The following is a 20,860-nucleotide window of genomic DNA, read 5'->3' on the forward strand; positions in this document are numbered from 1 at the left end:
ATAAATTTGAATTCTAAAAACTCTATTTCAAAACGTATGAAAAACAATTACTCTTTTCGTCATTTAATGACTTTTTTAGTTTTTTTTTATTACTCGGCGCTAAGTGCACAGACAATGCCTGCAGCTCAATCTTTACCTTATTCTCAGAATTTTGATGGATTAGCGGCAAATGCAACTGCTTATCCGGCTGGTTTTCAGGGCTGGCTAGTAAGTTCAAGTCAGAACACAGCAACTTACAGCACGGCTTTAGCTGGCGACAGAGCTTTAATAGCTAACAGTACTGCAAATACTAATAGTGGAAATATTCATAACTATAATGGTAAAATAGGTTTTTTAAATACCACTAGTGCAGATTTTTCAATTGGTTTTGCATTTTCAAGTATCAATACTACTACTATTAGGGTTCAATACGATATTATGGTAATACGTAATGTTTTTGATGGATCAACAAATAATCGTTTGCAAGAAGTTGCCTTACAATATCGTGTTGGGACAACTGGACCTTTCATAACTTTGCCTTCTACTGCATATTCTAATAACAGTACAACACAGCAGACTACAACAGTTACTACGCCATTAGATAATATTACTACAAAAAAAAGTGTTACACTACCATCTGACTGCGATAATCAACCTGTAGTTCAAATAAGATGGATTGCAAGGCTAGTCTCTGGTAGTTCAGGTTCTCGTCAATCTTTCGCAATTGATAATATAGATGTTAGAAGTGACAATACACCACCTGTTACAGATGCCGATTATCCAAAAACGGCTCATGTTTTAACTACAGGTTTTGATTTTATCAATAAAATAAATGAAGCAGGTAAAACCTATTTCGTATTGCTTCCAGGCGGAAGTGCACAACCAACAGTTGCCCAAATAAAATTAGGTCAGGATGCTTCTGGAAATGCGGCTTTACAATCAGGTTTCTTAAATGTAACTGATCCATCTTTGGAATATTCAAAAAGTTTCACATCATTAACTTTAAATACAGCCTATTCAGTTTTTTCTGTTTCAGAAGATCTTTTTGATAATACACAAGCAACAGTAAATAAAGTAGATGTTACTACATTAAGTGTTAATCCTCCTGCTATTACTACTACGACGACTTCGTTAGATTTGGGTAATTCTCAGGCAAATTATGAGGATGCTCCAAATAAAAGCTACCAAATTGGCGCTGAAAATCTTACAAACGATGTAGTTTTAACTGCTTCTGCAAATTTTACAATTTCTAAAGACAACATTACATTTACATCGTCATTAACATTTGTTCCTGCTGATTTTGCCTCAAACGCAATACAAACAGTTTATGTGAAATTTTCGCCAAATGCGGCTACTAGTTTCTCAGGTCAAATAACACATGAATCGACGAATACAGTAACAAAAACGGTTACACTTACAGGAATAGGAACCAATCCTTATGTACAAGGTTTTAACGATGCTAATGTTTTAACAAACAGTGGATGGACACAATATAATGTTGCGGGAGCGACAAACCAATGGATATATACATCTACAGCTAGAAACGTAAATTCTGGAACCGGTGCAGTTTTAATGAATGGATATTCAGAAAGTGGCGCAAGTCAAGACTGGTTGATTTCACCAAAATTGCGTTTAAATAATTTTGGAGAATTTCCATTATTATCTTTTTACTCTCGTAAGTTTTATGCAGGACCTTCTTTAAAATTGATGGTTTCTACTGACTATGATGGTGTAAGTAATCCAAATACTGCTACATGGACAGAGATCGATGGTAAATTTCCAACAACTACAGGAGCTTATTTCCAATCACAATATATTAAGTTAAACGCTTATAAAACTGATCATACTTATTTGGCTTGGGTTTATGAAACCACACAAGGAGGAACAAACTTTGCTTCTGAATGGTCATTTGATGATTATGCTGTAACAGATGCGCAAGGTTATGTAGATTCAAATCCTGTTTTAGATTTTGGAGTTGTAAGTCAAAATACTGTTTCTGATTCGCAGCCTTTTAATTTTAAAGCAGAAGGACATGGAGATATTACTATTACAGCTCCGGCTTCATTCAAAATATCTGCAGATAATATTTCGTTTGTATCAAGCTTTGTAATCTCTGCAGCAGATGCTTTAGCAGGAAAAACGCTTTATGCAAAATTTGCTCCAACAACTAAAGAATTAAAAATCTCTGGAGTTTTGACAGTTACAGGAACTTCATTAAATAAACAAATTGGTTCTTTAACAGGTTCTTCACTTCCAAAAGCTGATACTTTTGATGTAGTTACATACAACATGGAGTTTTTTGGCGCTCCTACTACTGCTTACGGTCCATCTGATAAAGCTTTACAAATGCAAAATGCAGTTAAAGTGATCAATAAATTAGATGCTGATGTTTATGTGGTTCAGGAAATTTCGAGTGACGCCGCTATCGATGATTTAATTACACAAATGAATGTAAATGGTAAATCATTTAATAAAGTAGTTTCTACATCTTGGTCATATTCTTGGGATTCAACTTCAGATCCTAACTATCCGCCTCAAAAACTAGTTGTTATTTACGACACAAAAACAACTACTCTTAAAGATACCCGTGTAATGTTTAAAGATTTCTATGATGAATTACGCAATGGAACTAAATCTTTAGCGAATTATCCGGGAACTAACAGTAATTTCTTTTCTTCGGGACGTTTGCCATATATGGTAACTTTAGAAACGAACCTTAATGGAGTAAAAAATGAAATTAAATTTGTAGATCTTCATGCACGTGCTAACAGCGGAACTGATATCTCTAAATACAATATGCGTAAATATGATGTAGAGGTTTTAAAAGACAGTTTAGATACTTATTATGCAGATTCTAACATTATCCTTTTAGGAGACTATAACGACGATGTAAAAGTATCAGTTATTGCAGGACAGCCATCTTCATATCAGTCATTTGTTACAGATACAAATAATTATAAAGCACTTACTTTAGGAATCAGCCAGGCTGGCGCTTTCAGTTTCTTAAGTTCAGGCGGATTCTTAGACCATATTACAATTTCTAACGAATTGTTTGATCAATATATTAATGAGTCAATTGCAGTTTACGATCCTCGTAATGATATTGCAAACTATACGACCACAACTTCAGATCACGGACCGGTAATTGCTCGTTTCAACCTGAAACAAGATGTACTTTCTACACCGGATTTTGGAACTAAAAACGGATTTTACGTAAAAGCATATCCAAATCCAACATCTGATGTTGTTAATTTTGCTGTAAAAACAAACGCAAGTAAGAATCTTAAATTAAGACTTTACGATTTAAACGGACGTGCTTTAGGAAATTCTATTGACATTCAAAGCAATGAAGATGTTAGTACAACCGTAATGTCATTGCGTAATTTAAATTCGGGACTTTACATTTACACTGTATCCGAAAACAATAAAGTAGTTTACAAAAACAAAATCCTGAAAAATTAATTAAGATTATATCAATTTAAAAAGGCAGTTCAAATCGAACTGCCTTTTATATTGGTAACAGAAACTTAGCTCTGTTTATATCTATATTATCAGAAATAGATAAGAAATATTCTAACTGCCATTGCTGCGTTTTTTGAGCTTGTTTGCTTGTTGTTTCGTCCCACGGCGGATAAACTCTTGTTGCTCGTATTCCTTCTTTAGTTTCGGTAGTAAAAATGCCTTTTTTAAGTAAAATAGCTTTCGGGAAAATAAACTGCCCCAATAAATCTTCTTTCTGCACACTTACAATTACAAAATCTATTTTATCTGTGTAATCAAAAGGTTCAATAATGCCATTTGTATTGCGTTTCCATAAAGTTACAAACTGACCTGTTTTTGTGGGTGTAATTTTAGCCGATCTAAATTTAATCTGGCTTTCGCCGATGCTGAAATCGAAAGCATCATATTCCTGACTTTCTTTTTCAGGCTGAGGTTCAGAACATTCAAAACCGCAAATATCATAAACAAATTCTTTAGCAGTAATTAAGTTTTGAGGAAGTGATTCTAAGTTATTCCAATTCTTTTTAAAAGTCATTTTTAGCGAAGTATTTTTTCGAAATTACAAAAAATACACCACACTAAAAGTTAACATTTAACCCAAAATTTAATCCCCATTGAAACTGATTGAAAGACTGGCTGTTCAATGGATTTGCATAATAATTTACAGCCGGCTCTACAAAAACATTAGTTTTTTTGTAAACACGGTATTGAATCGTACTGCTCAAAGTAGAACCGTATACATAATCATTTGCATTTATATTTTCTCCTAAAGAATTACCATCTAAAGCAACATGGTTTGAAATTAATTTACCAACAAATGCTCCGGTATTTAAATTAATGCTTGTTTTATTTTTGCAAAAAACTGAATACGAAACCTCTAATGGCATTTCAAGATATCTTAAATTTTGATCCAGATTTCCTGTTTGAATATTGTTGCTGTTTATAGATTCTTTTGCATTATTTGAAACCAAAACATAATTAGCATCGCTGGCAATCTGCGGCATAGTTGAGTTTTGGGCAAAATAGTCAACCGGAGTAAAAAGAGCACTGTTTCTGGCACTGTAGTACGAAACATTTTCTACACTCTGCCCAAGTTCATTAATCTTAATACCAGAGGCAACAGCCCATTTTTTGTTTATTTTATACTGTGTTTTTACACCATACGAATTACTTTGTTTAGAATCATTTACGTTTCCTAAAGTTTTATTTTTACTATAATTTTCAGAATTAGCAACACCCGCAAAAAGCTGTAAAGCCCATTTTTCAGACTTAGAAAGCAATTTGTCTTCTTTTTTCTTTTTCTCTTCGGCAGTTGGCGTTACAATTCCTTTTTCAAGATTTTGAAGTTCTGCCAGCTGAGCTGAATCTTTTTTAGTCAAAACATTCGTGTTTGTAAAAGCGGTATGGTTTGTCAAGTTATTTTTTTGAACACTCGCAATACTTTTTTCTGCTGAGTTTTGAATGCTTTGTTTTTCTTTATTTGAATTTACAGTGTTTTGATTTCCGTTTACATTAGAGTTTGGTATTGCAAATGCAATTGGATTATTGTTTTTTGATGCTGAACCATTCTCAAAAATCGAATTAGAAATTTGATTTTTAGAAGCCGCGTTAAATTTATTTTGTTTGCCCGAAGTAAATGTTTTCTCGGCCAGAACTTTGTCTGCGTTTCTTTTTTCAATGTCAGATAACGAACTTTTTGATCCCGTATTAAAACGATTCGTTTGATTAGGACTATACGTTTTTTCGGAAGCAATTTGATTTGCTTTTCCGTTTTTAGGACTCAAAAATTGGTTTTTCGAATCAGAATTAAAACTGTTTTCTTTAGCCGGAACCAATGATTTATCAGCAACAGCCTGATTTGCTTTTCCGTTTTTGGTATTTAAAAATTGATTTTTTGAATCAGAATTAAATTTGTTTTCTTTAACCGGAGCCAATGACTTTTCGGCAACAGCCTGATTAGATTTGGCACTTTTGCTAACAGAATATTGATTTTTAGATGCCGAATTAAACTGATTTTCTTTTTCAATAATTTCCGTTTTTTCAGCAAGAGCTGCATTGTTATTTATTTTGTTTTGTAAATCTTTTGATTTTGAATTCAAAGAATTACTGTTTGTTTTATTTTGAGAATCAGCATTTACAATTGCAGTTTCTGTGTTTGTATTTAATGTTTTGTCTGAATGATCAGCCGGTTTTTGTGATGATGAATTTTGATTGTTGTTTATTGATTGATTGTCATTTTCAATAGCATTTTCATTGATATTAATTTTTTCACTGCCATTGGTTTTATTTGATTTTTCATCCAGAACAATGCTGTTGTTTTCTATGGTATTATTTTGAATTTTGTTTATCTGTTTATCATTAGAAGAAAAATGTAATACAGATGGAAGCATTAAGCCTAATAATAAGCATGCAGCAGCCGACCACCAAAGAATCACTCTCTTCTTCTTTTTAGGTTTGTCTAATTTTTCTTCAATCTGACTCCATAATTCTGGAGGCGGAACACTCGAAAAGTCTTCCATTGATGAAAAAATATCTTCTATTTTGTGCTTCTTCATGCTGTCTTAAAATTTTTTATGCTCAGTATTTTTTTTTGCAAAATGTGCTTGGCCCGATTTAAATTTGATTTTGATGTTCCTTCTGAAATTTTTAATAAATCGGCGATTTCTTTGTGCTTCATTTTTTCAAAAACATAGAGGTTAAAAACCGTTCGGTATTGATCTGGTAAATCCCGTATATATTCTAACAGTTTTTCTTGTTCTATGGGCAGTACTTCCAGTTCTTCTTCTTCAACAAAATCAGTGTCGGGATCAAAAACATCCAAAAAGAAACTTTCTTTTTTCTTTTTATTTAAAGTCTCAATGAGTTTATTAATAAAAATTCGTTTAAGCCATCCTTCAAAACTTCCCTCAAATTTGTATTGGTTTATTTTTTGAAAAACGATTACAAAAGCTTCCTGAAAAACATCTTTTGCATCATCTTCATTTTTCATATATTTAAGACAGATACCATACAAAACAGGAGAGAACAACTGATAAATTTTCAGTTGTCCCTCTCTGTCATTTTTCATGCACAGCTTAATATATTTTTCTAAATCGTCTTTCAAGAAAATGGTTGCTTTTGGTTTTGCAAAAATAGTTTTTATAAGCTTACAAAACTACCTTTTGTAAATAGTTCGAACGGCATTAGCGTTGTTGCTTACAATTGTTAGGTTTTGATTATCAAGGTTTTCTATGATATATGTTTTCCCTTCAAAAGTAATCAGGTCATGCTCTGCCTGATCTAAAAAACCAAGACCTTTTTCTATTTGATAATTGCTTACTCGAATCTCAACATTGTTTTTATAAGTAACAATTTTTCCTTCTGGAGTAAAAACTACTTTTTTTGTAAAACCAATAGTTTTTGGAGTTACGGTATAAGGATTATCTCCGCCGCCAATTGATTTTTCCCAAATCCAGGTATTGATTATCGAACCGGAACCTATAGTTGTAGATTCTGTTGAATATGAATATACCCAGGAAAAAAGACTTATCGCGATTAAAAAAATAAAGTGTTTTTTCATACTGCTGCTTATTTTAAACTTGCAATTTTATCCTGAATAGCTTTTTTAAATGCTTTTACCTCAGTGCTTTGGTCTTCGGTGTCGTTATTGTCGATATAAATTTTAGTTACGTCAATTCCCTGGTGTAATTCAAAGTAAATACCTGCAGTATCTGGAGTTCCGTAAGTTTTTGTTTTTCCTTTTAAAGCTAAAATCTCAGCAGGAACGCTTTTTACAAATGAAGAATAATCGCTTCTTTTTGCTTTTGCAGTATATCTGTATTGGCTGAAATCGTATTTTCCTGTTGCTACGTTAAGAAAATTCAAAATGTTGAAATCATTTATTTGAAAGAAAGAATTTGTTGTGCCAAAACTTCCAATTACGATGTGATCTGGGCTTTCGTTAGTTTTGTTAAAATAGATAGGTTTGTTGGTTCTTGGAATCAAAATAAAATCTGAAGGATATGTTGGAGCCTGAGTAATGTTTTCTCCCGCCAAAGGCGCTTTTTCATAAAAGTTAATAGTAATCTGGCAGGCATTTTCCATAATACTTGTAATTTTTATTGCATAACCGCTTGTAGGTTTTGCTCCGGCAAAAATTCCAACCAATAAATTTTTACTAAAATCAACGTTAGGATCACTAGCCACAGCACATGTATTTTCATGTTTTGTGAAGTAAGTATCCATTTTTTCTTGTGATTCCAACACATAAGCAGTTGGATTATTTGGCAGTGTTTTTACACCGTAATTGCATAATAGAGGAAAACCTGTAAAAGATACATCTACGTCGTTTCCACAGCTTACATTATAATCGTCGTTATTAAGCGAGCATCCATTCAATCCAAAAGCTATAAATAAGCTCAACATTAATTTTTTCATGATAAAATTTTAATAGGTTATATCAAGTAGATGAAACTCTTATGAAAAGGTTGCGTTAAAAAATATTTTTTTAAAGGATTTCCGTAAATCTTATTTAGATTGTTTGTTTAATTTAGAACCCATACTAATTCGTGATATTTTAATTTAAAAACCAAAAACTACGTATTATTGCGTATTTTTACTTAATAAAAACTTAGATATGTTTGATTTTCTTCCTTATTTATTAGCTTTTGTAGTGGCTTTGTTCTTAGGTATATACTTAGGTAAAATATTGTTTTCGGCTAAATTTCAGTCCGAAAAAGTTTCTTTGGAAGAAAGATTAAATGCAAATACGCAACAAATACAACTTCAAAGAGAACAATTTGAGATAGAAAGAAATAATTTTCAAAAACAGCTTCAGTTATCTGCCTCAGAAAAAGAAAATATCAGGACTGAAAAAGACAGCCTTGCCATACAGCTTTCAAAAAAAGAAGTCGATTTTGAAAACTTATGGGAACGTCATAAAGAACAAAAAAGTGAAATTAACGAACTTCAGGAAAAATTTACCAAAGAGTTTGAAAACCTGGCCAATAAAATCCTTGAAGAAAAATCGGCAAAATTTACAGAGCAAAACAGCGAAAACATGAAAAATATTCTGTTACCGCTTCAGGACAAAATTCATGTATTTGAGCAAAAAGTCGATCAGACTCATAAAGAAAGCATTGATTATCATGCAGCGCTTCGTCAGCAGATTATTGGCTTAAGCGAAATGAACGCGCAAATGAGCAAAGAAACCTTAAACTTAACCAAAGCATTAAAAGGCGACAGCAAAATGCAGGGAAATTGGGGCGAATTAGTTTTAGAACGCGTACTTGAAAAATCAGGTTTAGAAAAAGGCCGCGAATATGAAGTTCAGCAGAGTTTTGTAAATGCCGAAGGAAATCGCGTTATGCCGGATGTTATTATTAATTTACCCGATGGCAAAAAAATGATTGTTGACTCTAAAGTTTCTCTTGTAGCTTATGAAAAATGGGTTAACGAAGAATCTGATTTATTGAAAATCGAATTGCTTAAAGAACATGTTTTATCTATAAAGAGACATGTAGAACAGCTTGGAAATAAAAATTATCATGATTTGTACCGAATGGAGAGTCCGGATTTTGTTTTGCTTTTTATTCCTATAGAACCTGCTTTTGCCATTGCTTTAAACGAAGACCCGGCTTTATATACAAAAGCTTTTGACCGAAATATTGTAATCGTTACGCCAAGTACTTTATTGGCCACTTTAAGAACAATAGACAGTATGTGGGCCAATCAAAAACAACAGGAAAATGCTTTTGAGATTGCCAGACAAGCCGGAGCTTTGTATGATAAGTTTGAAGGTTTTGTAACTGATTTAGTTCGAATAGGAAATAAAATTAAAGACACTAAAACAGAATACGAAAACGCCATGAACAAACTCGTAGAAGGAAAAGGAAACCTGATAACAAGTGTAGAAAAACTTAAAAAAATGGGAGCGAAGGCAAAAAAATCACTTCCGGAAAATATTATCAACAGGGCTTTAAATACTGATGAAAACGAATTATTGAATTAAAATAATACCAAATATTCCAAAAAAAACAAAACAAACATGACTGCAGATTTTAAACCCGTTTCATCATCAAAAATTAGTATTTCAGAATTAATGCTTCCGTCGCACACCAATTTCAGCGGTAAAATACATGGAGGATATATTTTACAGCTGCTGGATCAGATTGCATTTGCTTCGGCATCAAAATTCAGCGGAAATTACTGCGTAACAGCTTCTGTAGACACTGTAAACTTTCTAAAACCTATTGAGGTTGGCGAATTGGTTACTATGAAAGCTTCTGTAAATTATGTGGGAAGAAGTTCTATGATCGTTGGAATTCGAGTTGAAGCAGAAAACATTCAAACCGGAGTTGTTAAACATTGTAATTCATCTTACTTTACAATGGTGGCTAAAGATAAAGACGGAAAAAGTGTTCAGGTTCCGGGACTTATTTTGTCGAATCTTGAAGAAGTAAGACGTTTTAGAAAAGCGGTTAAACATATCGAAGTTCGAAAAGAAATTGAAGAACACGAAAAACTTACGACAGTAAATTCAATTGAAGATCTGGCAAGCTTAGATAAATATAATGTGCTTTTAGAAATCAGCTAAATTTTCCTATCTTTATTCAATACTCATACAAATAAAGAAATCATGGTAAAATTTGGATATACAATCTTGTACGTTGAAGACGTGCAAAAAGCAATAGAGTTTTATGAAAACGCATTTGGTTTTGAAAGGAAATTTATAAGTCCGGACAATGATTACGGAGAATTAAATACGGGAGAAACGACCATTTCATTTGCATCAAAAAAGTTAGCCTCGCAAAATTTAGAAGATGGTTTTCTGGAAAGCAGTTTAGAAGATAAACCCTTTGCAATAGAACTAGGTTTTATAACAGAAGATGTTGGCGAAGTTGTTCAAAAAGCTACTTCTTTTGGAGCTATTTTAGTTACAGAACCAAAGAAAAAACCTTGGGGACAAGTAGTTGCGTATGTAAGAGATCCAGAAGGATTTTTATTAGAAATATGCACACCAATTCAGGGATAAAATGATGTTCCGATAATTGTGATCATAAAATCCCTGCGAGACATCTGATTTTACATTTATCGCCATTATTTACACTGTAAAATATTCACAAATATTTAGCATTAGTTCAGCAACTCTGCACATAGAAATTTCGTAACTTTAATTGTAATCATTAAGGTTACGGAATTTTTCACTGAGTACGCCGTTCTGTTTTTTTAGAGTTCAGTTTTTTCTTTTCTTAAAAAATAAACAGAATGACATAATTGTTTAATTGCTGACGATTATGAAAAGAACTACATTACTTATTTTACTATTTACCACGTTTTCATTACTTGCCCAGGATAAATTTAAAACTGCCGCAGCAATTGTGAATTTTGAAGCTTCTGTACCTTTTTTTGAAGAGGTAAAAGCGGTAAATCAACTCGGGACTATTGTTCTCGAACCCGCCACAAGTACTTTAATATGTACTGTTACCATAAAAGATTTTCGTTTTAAAATGGATTTAATGCAGGAGCATTTTAATCAAAACTATGTTGAAAGTCATCGCTATCCAAAATCTGTTTTTAAAGGCAAAATCGAAAAATTTGATTTAAAAGACATCGACGGAAACGAAAAGGAATACGATGTAAAGGGAAAACTTTATCTTCACGGAAAATCGAAAATAATCGAAATGAAAGCTTTAATAAAGAGAGTACCCGAAGGAATACAAATTTCATGTAATTATCCTATTTCGGTTTCTGATTTTAATATTGCAATACCAAGTGTGGTAGCCAATAAAATTTCAAAAACAGCCAACACGCATTTGCTGGGCGTTGTGCAAAGTGATGATATAAAATATCTGACTTTGAAATAATTTTAGTGAATACAGCTTATTAACGCTTTTTCTAAATCAGTAAACTGAAACTCAAAACCAGTTCGCTGGATTTTTTCAGAAGAAACCCTTTGTCCTTTTAAAACCGCTTCGCTCATTTCACCTAAAACAAGTCTTAAAATAAAAGGAGGAATTTTAGGCAGCCATATTGCATATCCGTACAATGAAGCCAGTATTCTGGAGAATCTTTCATTTGTAGTATTATCTGTCACAGCGGCATTGTACGGGCCGTGCATTTGGTCATCAGTAACAGATTTGCAGTATATCTGGCATAAATCTTCAATATGAATCCACGGCAGATATTGTTTTCCGGTTCCCAGCGCGACACCAAAACCAGATTTAAAACTCGGAGATACTTTTTTTAAAAAACCTTCATCTTTACCAAATACAATTCCGGTTCTGATTTTTACAGTCCTGATTCCCAATGCTTCAATTTTATCAGATGCATGTTCCCATATCTGGCAAGTTTTACCTAAAAAATCATTTGCCGCAGGTGTATCCTCCGTGCAGATTTTATGACTCGTTACCGCGCCGTAAATTCCAACTGCCGAGGCTGAGATAAAAGCATTTAGTTTCTTGTTGTTTTTTTCTAATACCGAAAAAATTAAATCAATCGGTTTTACACGGCTTTTTATAATGGCTTTTTTACGTTTTTCTGTCCATCTTTTTTCTACAATTCCTTCGCCTGCAAGATGAATAATGTAATCAGCATTCAGGACCGCATTTTCGTCAATATAATTTTTATTTAAGTCCCATTTGTAATATGTAATTGTATCTGTGTTTTCTTTATTGTTCCGACTCAAAACTGATACGGTGTAGCCTGCTCCAATAAGAAGATTTGTTAAATAACTTCCAATGAATCCGCTGCCACCAGTTAATAGAACATTTTGAGCCATAATAGTTTATAATATATTTAACAGTGTATATTGTTTAAGGATTAGTAAAGGTACTTAAACAATGTTTACCTTTATGGCAAATTCTAAATTTTAATAAAATGGCGGCTAAAAAAAATACAATCACCAAAGATGATATCGTTTCAAAATACATGGATGAGGTTTTAGAAAAAGGTCAAAAACCAAAATCAGTTTATCATTTTGCCAAAGAAAATGATTTTACAGAGGCTGAATTTTATGCCTTTTTTGGAACATTGGAAGGTTTAGAAAAAGAAATTTTCCGACTGTTTTTTGAAAACACGGTTAACTTGCTTCACAAAAACGAAGAATATCAGCAATATGATATGAAAAATAAAATGCTGAGTTTTTATTTTACTTTCTTCGAAATTTTAACTGCAAACAGAAGTTACGTTTTACAGACTCTTAAAATTGATAGAAATCCGCTTAAGAATTTAGTGCAGCTTACAACTCTTCGCGAAAGTTTTAAAAATTATGTATCAGAAATTTTAACTGATGATTACAGACTTGAGCAGGAAAAATTTCAAAAATTTCAGGAAAAAGCCATTCAGGAATCTTCATGGCTGCAATTAATGCTTACCATTAAATTCTGGATGGAAGACGAATCTGCAGCATTTGAGAAAACAGATATTTTTATCGAAAAATCGGTTAACGCTTCATTTGAATTAATGAATGTGGCGCCAATGAATCATTTAATAGATTTTGGAAAATTTCTATTTAAAGAAAAAGTATACAGCAGACAATGAAAACAATCGATTATATTCCAACCTCAAAAATTGAAAGAGCCGGAAAACTGGTACAGACCGGTGCTAAAATTGGTGTAAATTACATAAAGCATTATGCCGAAAAAGTAGTTAACCCTGATTTAACCCGAGATAAATTAAACGAAAATAACGCCGAAGATATTTACGACGGATTAAAAAGCCTAAAAGGAAGTGCATTGAAAGTTGCACAAATGCTGAGTATGGACAAGAATTTTCTGCCTCAGGCTTATGTAGAAAAATTTTCTTTGTCGCAGTTTTCGGTACCGCCGCTTTCTGCGCCTTTGGTTTTAAAAACATTCAAAAGCAATTTTGGCAAGACGCCTTATGAAATTTTTGATGAGTTTAATCCAAATTCTGTCAACGCAGCAAGTATTGGTCAAGTACATCTGGCAAAGAAAAATAATAAAAAGTTAGCCGTTAAAATACAATATCCAGGTGTTGCAAACAGTATTTCTTCAGATTTGGCGTTGGTAAAGCCTATTGCTATTAGAATGTTTAACCTGCAGGGAAAAGATTCTGATAAATATTTTAAGGAAGTTGAAGACAAACTAATTGAAGAAACCAATTATTTGCTGGAGCTTAAACAAAGTCAGGAAGTAGTTGATGCGTGCAGTAAAATCGAAAACATCACTTTTCCAAACTATTATCCGGAGTTTTCGTCAGAGAAAATCATTACAATGGATTGGATGACGGGAATTCACCTTTCTGAATTTACAGCTCAAAATACCAATCAGGAAGCTGGTGATAAAATAGGACAGGCTCTTTGGGATTTTTATATGTACCAAATTCATGTTCTTCGCAAAGTTCATGCAGATCCGCATCCGGGGAATTTTTTGGTTAATGATCAGAACCAATTAATCGCTTTAGATTTTGGATGTATGAAACAAATTCCGGAAGATTTTTATACGCCGTATTTTGAGTTAATCAACAAAAATGTGATTACAGATGAGAAACTTTTTAATGATAAATTATTCGAATTAGAAATACTTCGTCCAGACGATACTCCCGCTGAGGTAGAATATTTTACTGAAATGTTTCATGAACTTTTATCGCTTTTTACAAAGCCTTTTCAAAACGAAACTTTCGATTTTGCCGATGAAACGTTCTTTAATGCTATTGGAGAATTAGGTAAACGTTTTTCTGAAGATACAAATCTTAAAAAAATGAACGGAAACCGCGGTTCTAAGCATTTTATTTACATGAACAGAACTTTCTTTGGTTTATATAATTTAATGTTCGATTTAAAAGCGAAGATTGTTGTAGATAATTATTTGAAATACTAGAAGATTTTAAATTTCAATAAAAAAAATTCCAAATTCCAATTTGTAAAGTTGGAATTTGGAATTTAAAAAATTGAAGTTTTATTTTAAAATGCCAGCCTTGTAAGTTGAGATAGCACGATCTCTGGCAAAAGCATGATCGACCATAGGTTCAGAATAACCAAAATCAAATTCAGGAATCCATTTACGAATGTATTCGCCTTTTTCGTCAAATTTCTTCTGTTGGATTTCCGGATTAAAAACCCTGAAATAAGGCGCAGCATCACATCCGGTTCCTGCTGCCCACTGCCAGTTTCCTACGTTTGAAGCGAGTTCGAAATCTAATAATTTTTCGGCAAAATAAGCTTCGCCCCACTGCCAGTTAATTAATAAATGCTTGCATAAAAAACTTGCCGTAACCATACGCACACGATTGTGCATATATCCGGTTTCGTTTAATTGACGCATTCCTGCATCGACCATTGGGTAACCAGTTTTTCCTTCGCACCAGCGTTTAAAATCATCTTCATTATTACGCCATTTAATTCCGTCGTAAGCAGGTTTAAAATTGTGGTTAACGCAGTTTGGAAAATTAAACAGAATTTGAATAAAAAATTCCCTCCAGATTAATTCACTTAAAAATGTTTGATTTTTTTTGTTCGCCCAGTTTACCAATTTGCGAATGCTTACGGTTCCAAAACGCAAATGAGGCGAAAGATACGATGTGCTGTCTAGGGCAGGAAAATCTCTGGTTTCTTTATAATTTACAATTTGAGATAAATTATGAGGCTGTACTTTTATAGTGCTTTTTTCAAATCCTATTTCTGATAATTGAGGAAATGAAAACTGTTTTTTTGCAAAATTAGCTTGTAGTGAGAGCGGATCACATTCTGGTAATGGTCCAAGAAAATGATATTTTTCGAGCCACTTGTTCTTATAAGGCGTGTAAACAGTATACGGACTTCCGTCGGCTTTTGTGATTTCTTTTTCTTCAAAAACAACATGATCTTTAAAAGAAATACAATCAATGTTATTTTCTTTTAATAGAGAACAAATCGCTGTATCGCGTTTTATGGCAAAAGGTTCATAATCTTTATTAAAAAATACACTTTGAATATCAAATTCGTTTAAAAGCGATTTCCAGACTTCTTTTGTTTTTCCTTTTTTAATTAAGATTGAAGATTCAAAATTTTTTAAATCAGTATTTATTTTTTGAAGTGAATCATAAATAAAACTAACTCTGGCATCATTTTTTGGCAGATGTTCCAGAATATCATCATCAAAAATAAATAAAGGAATAACTGGAAAATCTGATTGCAGAGCATGAAATAATCCGGTGTTGTCTTCTAAACGTAAATCACGTCTAAACCAGAAAAAGGAAACTTTTTGTTTTGTCATTTTAGAATTTTTGCCTGACGATTTTTTTATTCTAATGTGTTAGACTAAATGCTTTTTTGCTCAGCATTTATTTGAATAATCTTTGGCTGTGATTTTGAATTGAATAATTCTTCGATTTTGTTGTGTCTGAAATCAAAAATAGTTTTCAGTTTATTTTTTACAATAAGGGTATTCATGATTCTGCCAAAAATTCCAAGCGGAAGAGCGTAATGAACAATGTCTGTCATTTTTGTACCGCCGTCCGGAGTACGTTCAAAAAAGTGCTTGTGATGCCATAATTTGTATGGACCAAAACGCTGAACGTCTATAAAATATTGATTTTCTTTGCAGGCTGTGATTTCGGTTACCCAGGAAATTTTAATTCCGAAAAGCGGCCGTAATGTATAAGTAATAATTTGGCCGTGATACATTCGCTTTTCGTCAAAATCCTGAATTTCAAAATTCATATTGTCCAGTGTAATGGTTTGAAGATTTTTTGGACTGGAGAAAAAATCCCAGCATTCTTCTACGCTGGCATTTACATATTGTACGGTTGCTATTTTGTATAATTTCATCTTCTTGCTAAATCAATTGTTACAATGTTTTTATGTATAAAAAACCGCCGTTTACATTTTATAATATTTAAACGGTACGAACAACATTCCAAAACATTCTCCTTTTTCCTTATTAAGATGTTTATGATGAATTTTATGTGCTTTTCTGAGTCCTATGAGGTATTTGTTTTTAGTGTTTTTAAACCATTTAAAACGCTGATGAATTAAAACATCGTGAATTAGAAAATAGCAGGCGCCATAAAGTGTAACACCGCAGGCAATAAAAAACAAATAATTAAATCCGCCCTGAACTCCAAAATAAAACAAGAGAATGCTTGGAATCGCAAAAATGACAAAGAAAATATCATTGCGCTCAAAAGTATGCTCGTATTTGGGCTGATGATGGTCGGCGTGAAAATACCACATAAAACCGTGCATGACATATTTATGAGTAAGCCAGGTAACACATTCCATAAACAAAAAAACGCCTAAAAAGATTAAAAAAGAAATCATTTTTATAAATGTTGTAATTAAAATTATGATTTAAAATGTTTTGAGTTTAGCTTTAGATTATAAAAAATTAACTCTAAAGAATATTTCTTATCAATGGTCTAAACCAGTTTTAACTTGTAAGTTACAAAAGACTGAGCTAAAAGTCCGGCTTTAGTATAATTTGAAACTCTTATTCTTGAATTTCCAATTTTATGAGACGGCGTATTTTTTAGTTTTTTGAGCAGTTTTCTATAATAAACATAAGCGGTATAAACACCAAATTTGGCTTCAATAGGCAATTTTACAATTCCCTGATATGCAATTCTAAAATCTTCTTCGATCTCTTTAATGATTTGTGTTTTAGAATCTTCATTAAAATTTTCAAGATTAATTCCCGGAAAATAAGTTCTGTTTAAAATCGTGTTATCGTCTTTTAAATCTCTCAGGAAATTTACCTTTTGAAAAGCCGATCCTAAACGCATTGCTTCTTCTTTTAACTCATCGTATTTGTGTTTTTTTCCAGCCACAAAAACTTTCAAACACATTAAACCTACAACATCGGCAGAACCGTAAATATAATCGGCATATTCTGCCTGAGTATTATAAGTCGATTTTATAAGATCGAGTTTCATGCTTTTTAAAAATGCCTGAACAAGATCATCAGTAATATTATATTGTTTTACAGTATGCTGAAAAGAGTTAAGAATAGGATTTAAGCTGATCCCTAATTCCATCGCCTTGTAATATTCTTTTTCAAAATCGTCGATAAGGTATTCTTTTTCATAATCATGAAATGAATCTACAATTTCATCGGCAAAACGAACAAACCCGTAAATGCTGTAAATAGCATCGCGAATGCTTGGTGAAAGCATTTTTACGGCAATCGAAAAAGAAGAGCTGTAGTTTTTGGTAACCAGCTTACTGCATTTAAAAGATACGGCGTCGAATAGTGATTTCATTTTTTAAGATCTAAAAGATTTTTGAATTAATTCAGCGGCAAGTTTTCCTGAAATTAAAGCAGGCGGAACACCTGGACCAGGAACAGTTAATTGTCCTGTAAAATATAAATTCCTGACTTTTTTGCTTTTTAATTTGGGCCTTAAAAATGCAGTTTGCAATAATGTATTCGCCATTCCGTAAGCATTTCCTTTGTAAGCATTATAGTCTGCTACAAAGTCATTTTTACAGAATGATTCCTTAAAGATAATGTTATTTCTAATTTTTTGCTGTGTAAGCTGTTCAAAACGAGTGATTATTTTTTCAAAATAATTTTCTCTAAGCGTATTGTTGTCTTCAATTCCGGGAGCAAGCGGAATTAAAAAAAAACCTGATTCCATACCTTCAGGTGCGGCGGTTTTATCTGTTTTGGATGGAAAATTAGCATAAAATAAAGGTTCATCCGGCCATTTTGGATTATCGTAAATATCTATGGCATGCTGGTTGAAATCAGTATCAAAAAATAAGGCGTGATGCGATATGTTTTCGATTTTTTTATTGAAGCCAACAAAAAACAGAAGGGAAGAAGGAGCAAATGTCCTGCTTTCCCAATATTTTTCAGAATAAACGCGATGTTCATTGTTTAGTAATGATTCAGTATGATGATAATCGGCTCCGCTTAAAACAATATCGGCTTTTATAATTTCATTGTTAATTACAATTCCGGCGGCGGTTTTGTCTTCAACGTGTATTTTTTGAATTGGCGAATTGGTTTTAATCGCAACACCAAGTTCGAGTGCTAGTTTTTCGAGTCCGCGTATGACATCAAACATTCCTGTTTTTGGATGCCACGTTCCTAAACCGAAATCGGCATAATTCATGAAATTATAAAAAGAAGGTGTTTTTGAAGGTTTTGCACCCAGAAACAAAACCGGAAATTCCAGAATTTGAATCAGTTTTTCGTTTTTAAATTTCTTGCGAATGTCTGCGCTGACATTACCAAAAAACTGATTAAGTTTTAAAGCGGTTTCTTTTGTAATTAATTCAAGCGGAGAAACTCCGGGACGGTATACTAGATCTTTTATCGCGATATCGTAATTGCTTTTGGCCTGATTGATGAAAGTTTCCAGTTTTTTACCGCTTCCTTTCTCAATTTCTTCAAATGCTGTTTTAATATCTTCGAGATTGTCATAAATGGAAATAAAATCATTTATTCCAAAATAAACCCTGTAAGCCGGATTTAGTTTTATGAGCTCGTAATAATCAGCTGATTTTTTACCAAAATCCTGAAAAAAACGTTCAAATACATCGGGCATCCAATACCAGCTTGGTCCCATGTCGAATGTAAAACCGTCTTTTTTAAATTGTCTGGCGCGACCGCCAATCGTTGAATTTTTTTCATAAATAGTGACCTTGTTTCCTTGCTTTGCCAAGTAACATGAAGCGGCTAACGAAGAAAAGCCTGATCCTATTATTGCGATTGTTTTTGTCATTTGTTTAACAAATATACAAAAACTTTAAACAAAATAATTAAATAGTTTCCATTGTTTCTTCCATCGAATCGAAAATGCGGATTCTTTCCGGTAGATTTTTTCTGTCGATATGTTCAACCATTTTACCCATAAGCCATACTTCGTTGTTTTTTTGAAGCAATTTCTGTCCCATCGATTTAACATATTGATTTATAACACTTCTGTCCGGTTGTATAGTCATAAACGAAACAAAAGTGATGTTTTCAAAATGTTTGGTAAGATCCTGAAGGTTTTCTATAGGCATGCTTTCTCCTAAATAAATGGTTTTGTACCCTTTAGATAAAATTTCATATTGAAGATATAATAATCCAATTTGATGAATTTCATTTAATGGAAGAGAAAGTACAAAGATTCTGTCGGTTTTTGTGGGTTTCTGGATTTGTAAACTTTCGGTATAAATTAAGATTTTCTGCTTAATTAAATGACTCATAAAATGTTCATTTGCAGGCGTAATGGTTTCAGACTGCCATAAAAGTCCCAGTTCTTTTAATAAAGGCAGAAAATGTTCTTTAAAAACTTCTTTAAAAGTTTTTTCTGAAATAAGCCAGTCGAAAGTATTGAAAAACAATTCCTGATCAAAATTCATCATCGCCATTTTAAAAGAGGTAATGGCGTAATTCTGAGAGTTTTTCTTTGATATAATTTCGCGAACTAACTGTGGAATGCGTTCTTCAGGATAGGTCGCGATTTTAGAAATTTTATAACCGTACTCGTGTAATAAAGTAATATTTAAAAGTTTCTGTAAATTTTGCAGATTATAAAGCCTGATATTCGTATCAGTTCGCATTGGTTCAAGAATGTTGTATCTTTTTTCCCAAATACGAATGGTGTGGGCTTTAATACCAGATAAATTCTCAAGGTCTTTTATACTGAAAACAGTTTTTATATTGTTTATCATTTTGTTTGGTTAAGTGAACAAAAGTAAAATAAAATCTTAAATTCGGCTTAAAACTACATCAAAAAGATAGAGAATTAGAGGTTTAAGTATTCATAATATATTTTTTACCTAAAATCAGGTAATTATTTTTTAAGAAATATATTACTTTGATAAAAACGAAGAAAAGTCTGCTGATTAAAAAATTGCAGCAGACTATTCTTCGTTTTTTAGGCTTATTATTTACAGAAAGAAGCTCTGTTTTTTAAAGCGCTCTGACTTCCTAATTCGATTGCTTTTGTAAAATCTTTGCAAGAATTTGCTTTGTCTCCAATATTGCTGTAAGCCAAACCTCTTAAATTATAGGCAACGTAATCTCTTGGATTTAATCCAAGAGAAGAGGTACAGTCGTTAATTGCTTCTTTGAAGTTTGATAGTTTAAAGTTTACATTGGCACGGCCGGTAAAAGCATCTGCATTCATTTTGTCTAATTCGATTGTTTTGTTAAAATCAGACATGGCTCCTTTTAAGTCGTTGAGTTTGTATTTGGCTACGCCTCGGTTTTGATACGCTTCAACGAATTTAGAATCTTTGCCAATGGCTTTTGTGTAATCTGCAATTGCGCTTTTGTAATTTCCGGCTGCAGCCTTGTTAAAAGCTTTGTTAAAATAAATTGCTGCGGTTTGTGACCACGACGAAAAGCTTATCATAATAAATGATACAAGTAGTAGGTTTTTCATAAAACTAATTTGGGATTAGTGATTAATTATTTGCCTACGAATTTATGAAAGTTTTGTTTTGTAAGAAGGTTTCTTTTGT

20 protein-coding genes are annotated in these 20,860 nt (G+C 32.6%); 7 read left to right on the forward strand and 13 right to left on the reverse strand.

All coding sequences use genetic code 11. The annotated features are described in order from the left end of the window. The first annotated feature begins 36 nt into the window (after positions 1-36). A complete protein-coding gene (locus ABD859_RS21170; RefSeq protein ID WP_345146693.1) occupies positions 37-3,441 on the forward strand; it encodes a T9SS-dependent choice-of-anchor J family protein in 3,405 nt (1,134 codons plus the stop codon). 46 nt (positions 3,442-3,487) lie between these two features. Here the strand turns inward: ABD859_RS21170 and ABD859_RS21175 are convergent, their stop codons facing one another. From ABD859_RS21175 to ABD859_RS21195, 5 genes are read right to left on the reverse strand one after another with little or no spacing between them, the layout of a single operon-like run. Then, the gene (locus ABD859_RS21175) at positions 3,488-4,015 is read right to left on the reverse strand and encodes a MepB family protein (protein WP_345146694.1); all 528 of its coding nucleotides are present in this window, start codon (positions 4,013-4,015) and stop codon (positions 3,488-3,490) included. Positions 4,016-4,058: 43 nt separating this feature from the next. After that, entirely contained in the window at positions 4,059-6,035 is a 1,977-nt protein-coding gene (locus ABD859_RS21180; protein WP_345146695.1) for a hypothetical protein, read from the reverse strand. Then, on the reverse strand, positions 6,032-6,583 hold the full coding sequence (locus ABD859_RS21185) for an RNA polymerase sigma factor (RefSeq protein ID WP_345146696.1): 552 nt from the start codon (positions 6,581-6,583) through the stop codon (positions 6,032-6,034). Before ABD859_RS21185 ends, ABD859_RS21180 begins: the two co-directional genes overlap by 4 nt. 51 nt (positions 6,584-6,634) lie before the next feature. Continuing rightward, the gene (locus ABD859_RS21190) at positions 6,635-7,039 is read right to left on the reverse strand and encodes a hypothetical protein (RefSeq protein ID WP_345146697.1); all 405 of its coding nucleotides are present in this window, start codon (positions 7,037-7,039) and stop codon (positions 6,635-6,637) included. A gap of 8 nt (positions 7,040-7,047) precedes the next feature. Continuing rightward, a complete protein-coding gene (locus tag ABD859_RS21195; protein WP_345146698.1) occupies positions 7,048-7,896 on the reverse strand; it encodes a protease complex subunit PrcB family protein in 849 nt (282 codons plus the stop codon). Between the two features lie 199 nt (positions 7,897-8,095). On the opposite strand from ABD859_RS21195, the gene ABD859_RS21200 reads away from it, so the two are divergent. The 4 genes from ABD859_RS21200 to ABD859_RS21215 all read left to right on the forward strand — a co-directional run bounded on the left by ABD859_RS21200 (position 8,096) and on the right by ABD859_RS21215 (position 11,324). After that, positions 8,096-9,469 carry a DNA recombination protein RmuC gene (locus ABD859_RS21200; protein ID WP_345146699.1) on the forward strand — a complete coding sequence of 458 codons (1,374 nt, stop codon included), beginning with the start codon at positions 8,096-8,098 and terminating at the stop codon, positions 9,467-9,469. Between the two features lie 36 nt (positions 9,470-9,505). Beyond that, positions 9,506-10,054 (forward strand): acyl-CoA thioesterase, encoded by a 549-nt coding sequence (locus ABD859_RS21205; protein WP_345146700.1) that lies wholly within the window; start codon positions 9,506-9,508, stop codon positions 10,052-10,054. A 42-nt stretch (positions 10,055-10,096) separates the two neighbouring features. After that, positions 10,097-10,492 carry a VOC family protein gene (locus ABD859_RS21210; RefSeq protein WP_345146701.1) on the forward strand — a complete coding sequence of 132 codons (396 nt, stop codon included), beginning with the start codon at positions 10,097-10,099 and terminating at the stop codon, positions 10,490-10,492. Between the two features lie 262 nt (positions 10,493-10,754). Further along, positions 10,755-11,324, forward strand: coding sequence for a YceI family protein (locus ABD859_RS21215; protein WP_345146702.1), 570 nt, complete (start codon positions 10,755-10,757; stop codon positions 11,322-11,324). Between the two features lie 2 nt (positions 11,325-11,326). Here the strand turns inward: ABD859_RS21215 and ABD859_RS21220 are convergent, their stop codons facing one another. Then, complete coding sequence (locus tag ABD859_RS21220) at positions 11,327-12,238, reverse strand: TIGR01777 family oxidoreductase (RefSeq protein WP_345146703.1); 912 nt, start codon at positions 12,236-12,238, stop codon at positions 11,327-11,329. 98 nt (positions 12,239-12,336) lie between these two features. Here ABD859_RS21220 and ABD859_RS21225 point away from each other — a divergent pair, with 98 nt between their 5' ends. After that, complete coding sequence (locus ABD859_RS21225; protein WP_345146704.1) at positions 12,337-12,999, forward strand: TetR family transcriptional regulator C-terminal domain-containing protein; 663 nt, start codon at positions 12,337-12,339, stop codon at positions 12,997-12,999. Then, a complete protein-coding gene (locus ABD859_RS21230) occupies positions 12,996-14,300 on the forward strand; it encodes an ABC1 kinase family protein (RefSeq protein WP_345146705.1) in 1,305 nt (434 codons plus the stop codon). Before ABD859_RS21225 ends, ABD859_RS21230 begins: the two co-directional genes overlap by 4 nt. A 78-nt stretch (positions 14,301-14,378) precedes the next feature. On the opposite strand, the gene ABD859_RS21235 is transcribed toward ABD859_RS21230, so the two are convergent. The 7 genes from ABD859_RS21235 to ABD859_RS21265 form a co-directional block, all read right to left on the reverse strand. After that, positions 14,379-15,674 (reverse strand): cryptochrome/photolyase family protein, encoded by a 1,296-nt coding sequence (locus ABD859_RS21235; protein WP_345146706.1) that lies wholly within the window; start codon positions 15,672-15,674, stop codon positions 14,379-14,381. Between the two features lie 44 nt (positions 15,675-15,718). Beyond that, positions 15,719-16,228, reverse strand: a complete 510-nt coding sequence (locus ABD859_RS21240; RefSeq protein ID WP_345146708.1) for an SRPBCC family protein — start codon at positions 16,226-16,228, stop codon at positions 15,719-15,721. A gap of 51 nt (positions 16,229-16,279) precedes the next feature. Continuing rightward, positions 16,280-16,720, reverse strand: coding sequence for a sterol desaturase family protein (locus tag ABD859_RS21245; RefSeq protein WP_345146709.1), 441 nt, complete (start codon positions 16,718-16,720; stop codon positions 16,280-16,282). 98 nt (positions 16,721-16,818) lie between these two features. After that, positions 16,819-17,658 carry a phytoene/squalene synthase family protein gene (locus tag ABD859_RS21250; RefSeq protein ID WP_345146710.1) on the reverse strand — a complete coding sequence of 280 codons (840 nt, stop codon included), beginning with the start codon at positions 17,656-17,658 and terminating at the stop codon, positions 16,819-16,821. A gap of 3 nt (positions 17,659-17,661) precedes the next feature. Next, positions 17,662-19,128, reverse strand: coding sequence for a phytoene desaturase family protein (locus tag ABD859_RS21255; protein WP_345146712.1), 1,467 nt, complete (start codon positions 19,126-19,128; stop codon positions 17,662-17,664). A gap of 37 nt (positions 19,129-19,165) precedes the next feature. Then, positions 19,166-20,065 (reverse strand): MerR family transcriptional regulator, encoded by a 900-nt coding sequence (locus ABD859_RS21260; protein WP_345146713.1) that lies wholly within the window; start codon positions 20,063-20,065, stop codon positions 19,166-19,168. A gap of 215 nt (positions 20,066-20,280) precedes the next feature. Then, on the reverse strand, positions 20,281-20,781 hold the full coding sequence (locus ABD859_RS21265; protein ID WP_345146715.1) for a tetratricopeptide repeat protein: 501 nt from the start codon (positions 20,779-20,781) through the stop codon (positions 20,281-20,283). Between the last annotated feature and the right edge of the window lie 79 nt (positions 20,782-20,860).

Origin of the sequence: Flavobacterium ginsengiterrae (assembly GCF_039539785.1) — a bacterium.
Taxonomy (GTDB): domain Bacteria; phylum Bacteroidota; class Bacteroidia; order Flavobacteriales; family Flavobacteriaceae; genus Flavobacterium; species Flavobacterium ginsengiterrae.

What these genes read in the sequence shown, in the direction of transcription:
- ABD859_RS21245 (WP_345146709.1), bottom strand. Translation starts at nt 16,720, where the DNA reads ATGATTTCTTTTTTAATCTTTTTAGGCGTTTTTTTGTTTATGGAATGT.
- ABD859_RS21195 (WP_345146698.1), bottom strand. Translation starts at nt 7,896, where the DNA reads ATGAAAAAATTAATGTTGAGCTTATTTATAGCTTTTGGATTGAATGGA.
- ABD859_RS21230 (WP_345146705.1), top strand. Translation starts at nt 12,996, where the DNA reads ATGAAAACAATCGATTATATTCCAACCTCAAAAATTGAAAGAGCCGGA.
- ABD859_RS21260 (WP_345146713.1), bottom strand. Translation starts at nt 20,065, where the DNA reads ATGATAAACAATATAAAAACTGTTTTCAGTATAAAAGACCTTGAGAAT.
- ABD859_RS21255 (WP_345146712.1), bottom strand. Translation starts at nt 19,128, where the DNA reads ATGACAAAAACAATCGCAATAATAGGATCAGGCTTTTCTTCGTTAGCC.
- ABD859_RS21205 (WP_345146700.1), top strand. Translation starts at nt 9,506, where the DNA reads ATGACTGCAGATTTTAAACCCGTTTCATCATCAAAAATTAGTATTTCA.
- ABD859_RS21200 (WP_345146699.1), top strand. Translation starts at nt 8,096, where the DNA reads ATGTTTGATTTTCTTCCTTATTTATTAGCTTTTGTAGTGGCTTTGTTC.
- ABD859_RS21215 (WP_345146702.1), top strand. Translation starts at nt 10,755, where the DNA reads ATGAAAAGAACTACATTACTTATTTTACTATTTACCACGTTTTCATTA.
- ABD859_RS21170 (WP_345146693.1), top strand. Translation starts at nt 37, where the DNA reads ATGAAAAACAATTACTCTTTTCGTCATTTAATGACTTTTTTAGTTTTT.
- ABD859_RS21250 (WP_345146710.1), bottom strand. Translation starts at nt 17,658, where the DNA reads ATGAAATCACTATTCGACGCCGTATCTTTTAAATGCAGTAAGCTGGTT.
- ABD859_RS21235 (WP_345146706.1), bottom strand. Translation starts at nt 15,674, where the DNA reads ATGACAAAACAAAAAGTTTCCTTTTTCTGGTTTAGACGTGATTTACGT.
- ABD859_RS21265 (WP_345146715.1), bottom strand. Translation starts at nt 20,781, where the DNA reads ATGAAAAACCTACTACTTGTATCATTTATTATGATAAGCTTTTCGTCG.
- ABD859_RS21220 (WP_345146703.1), bottom strand. Translation starts at nt 12,238, where the DNA reads ATGGCTCAAAATGTTCTATTAACTGGTGGCAGCGGATTCATTGGAAGT.
- ABD859_RS21180 (WP_345146695.1), bottom strand. Translation starts at nt 6,035, where the DNA reads ATGAAGAAGCACAAAATAGAAGATATTTTTTCATCAATGGAAGACTTT.
- ABD859_RS21225 (WP_345146704.1), top strand. Translation starts at nt 12,337, where the DNA reads ATGGCGGCTAAAAAAAATACAATCACCAAAGATGATATCGTTTCAAAA.
- ABD859_RS21240 (WP_345146708.1), bottom strand. Translation starts at nt 16,228, where the DNA reads ATGAAATTATACAAAATAGCAACCGTACAATATGTAAATGCCAGCGTA.
- ABD859_RS21175 (WP_345146694.1), bottom strand. Translation starts at nt 4,015, where the DNA reads ATGACTTTTAAAAAGAATTGGAATAACTTAGAATCACTTCCTCAAAAC.
- ABD859_RS21190 (WP_345146697.1), bottom strand. Translation starts at nt 7,039, where the DNA reads ATGAAAAAACACTTTATTTTTTTAATCGCGATAAGTCTTTTTTCCTGG.
- ABD859_RS21210 (WP_345146701.1), top strand. Translation starts at nt 10,097, where the DNA reads ATGGTAAAATTTGGATATACAATCTTGTACGTTGAAGACGTGCAAAAA.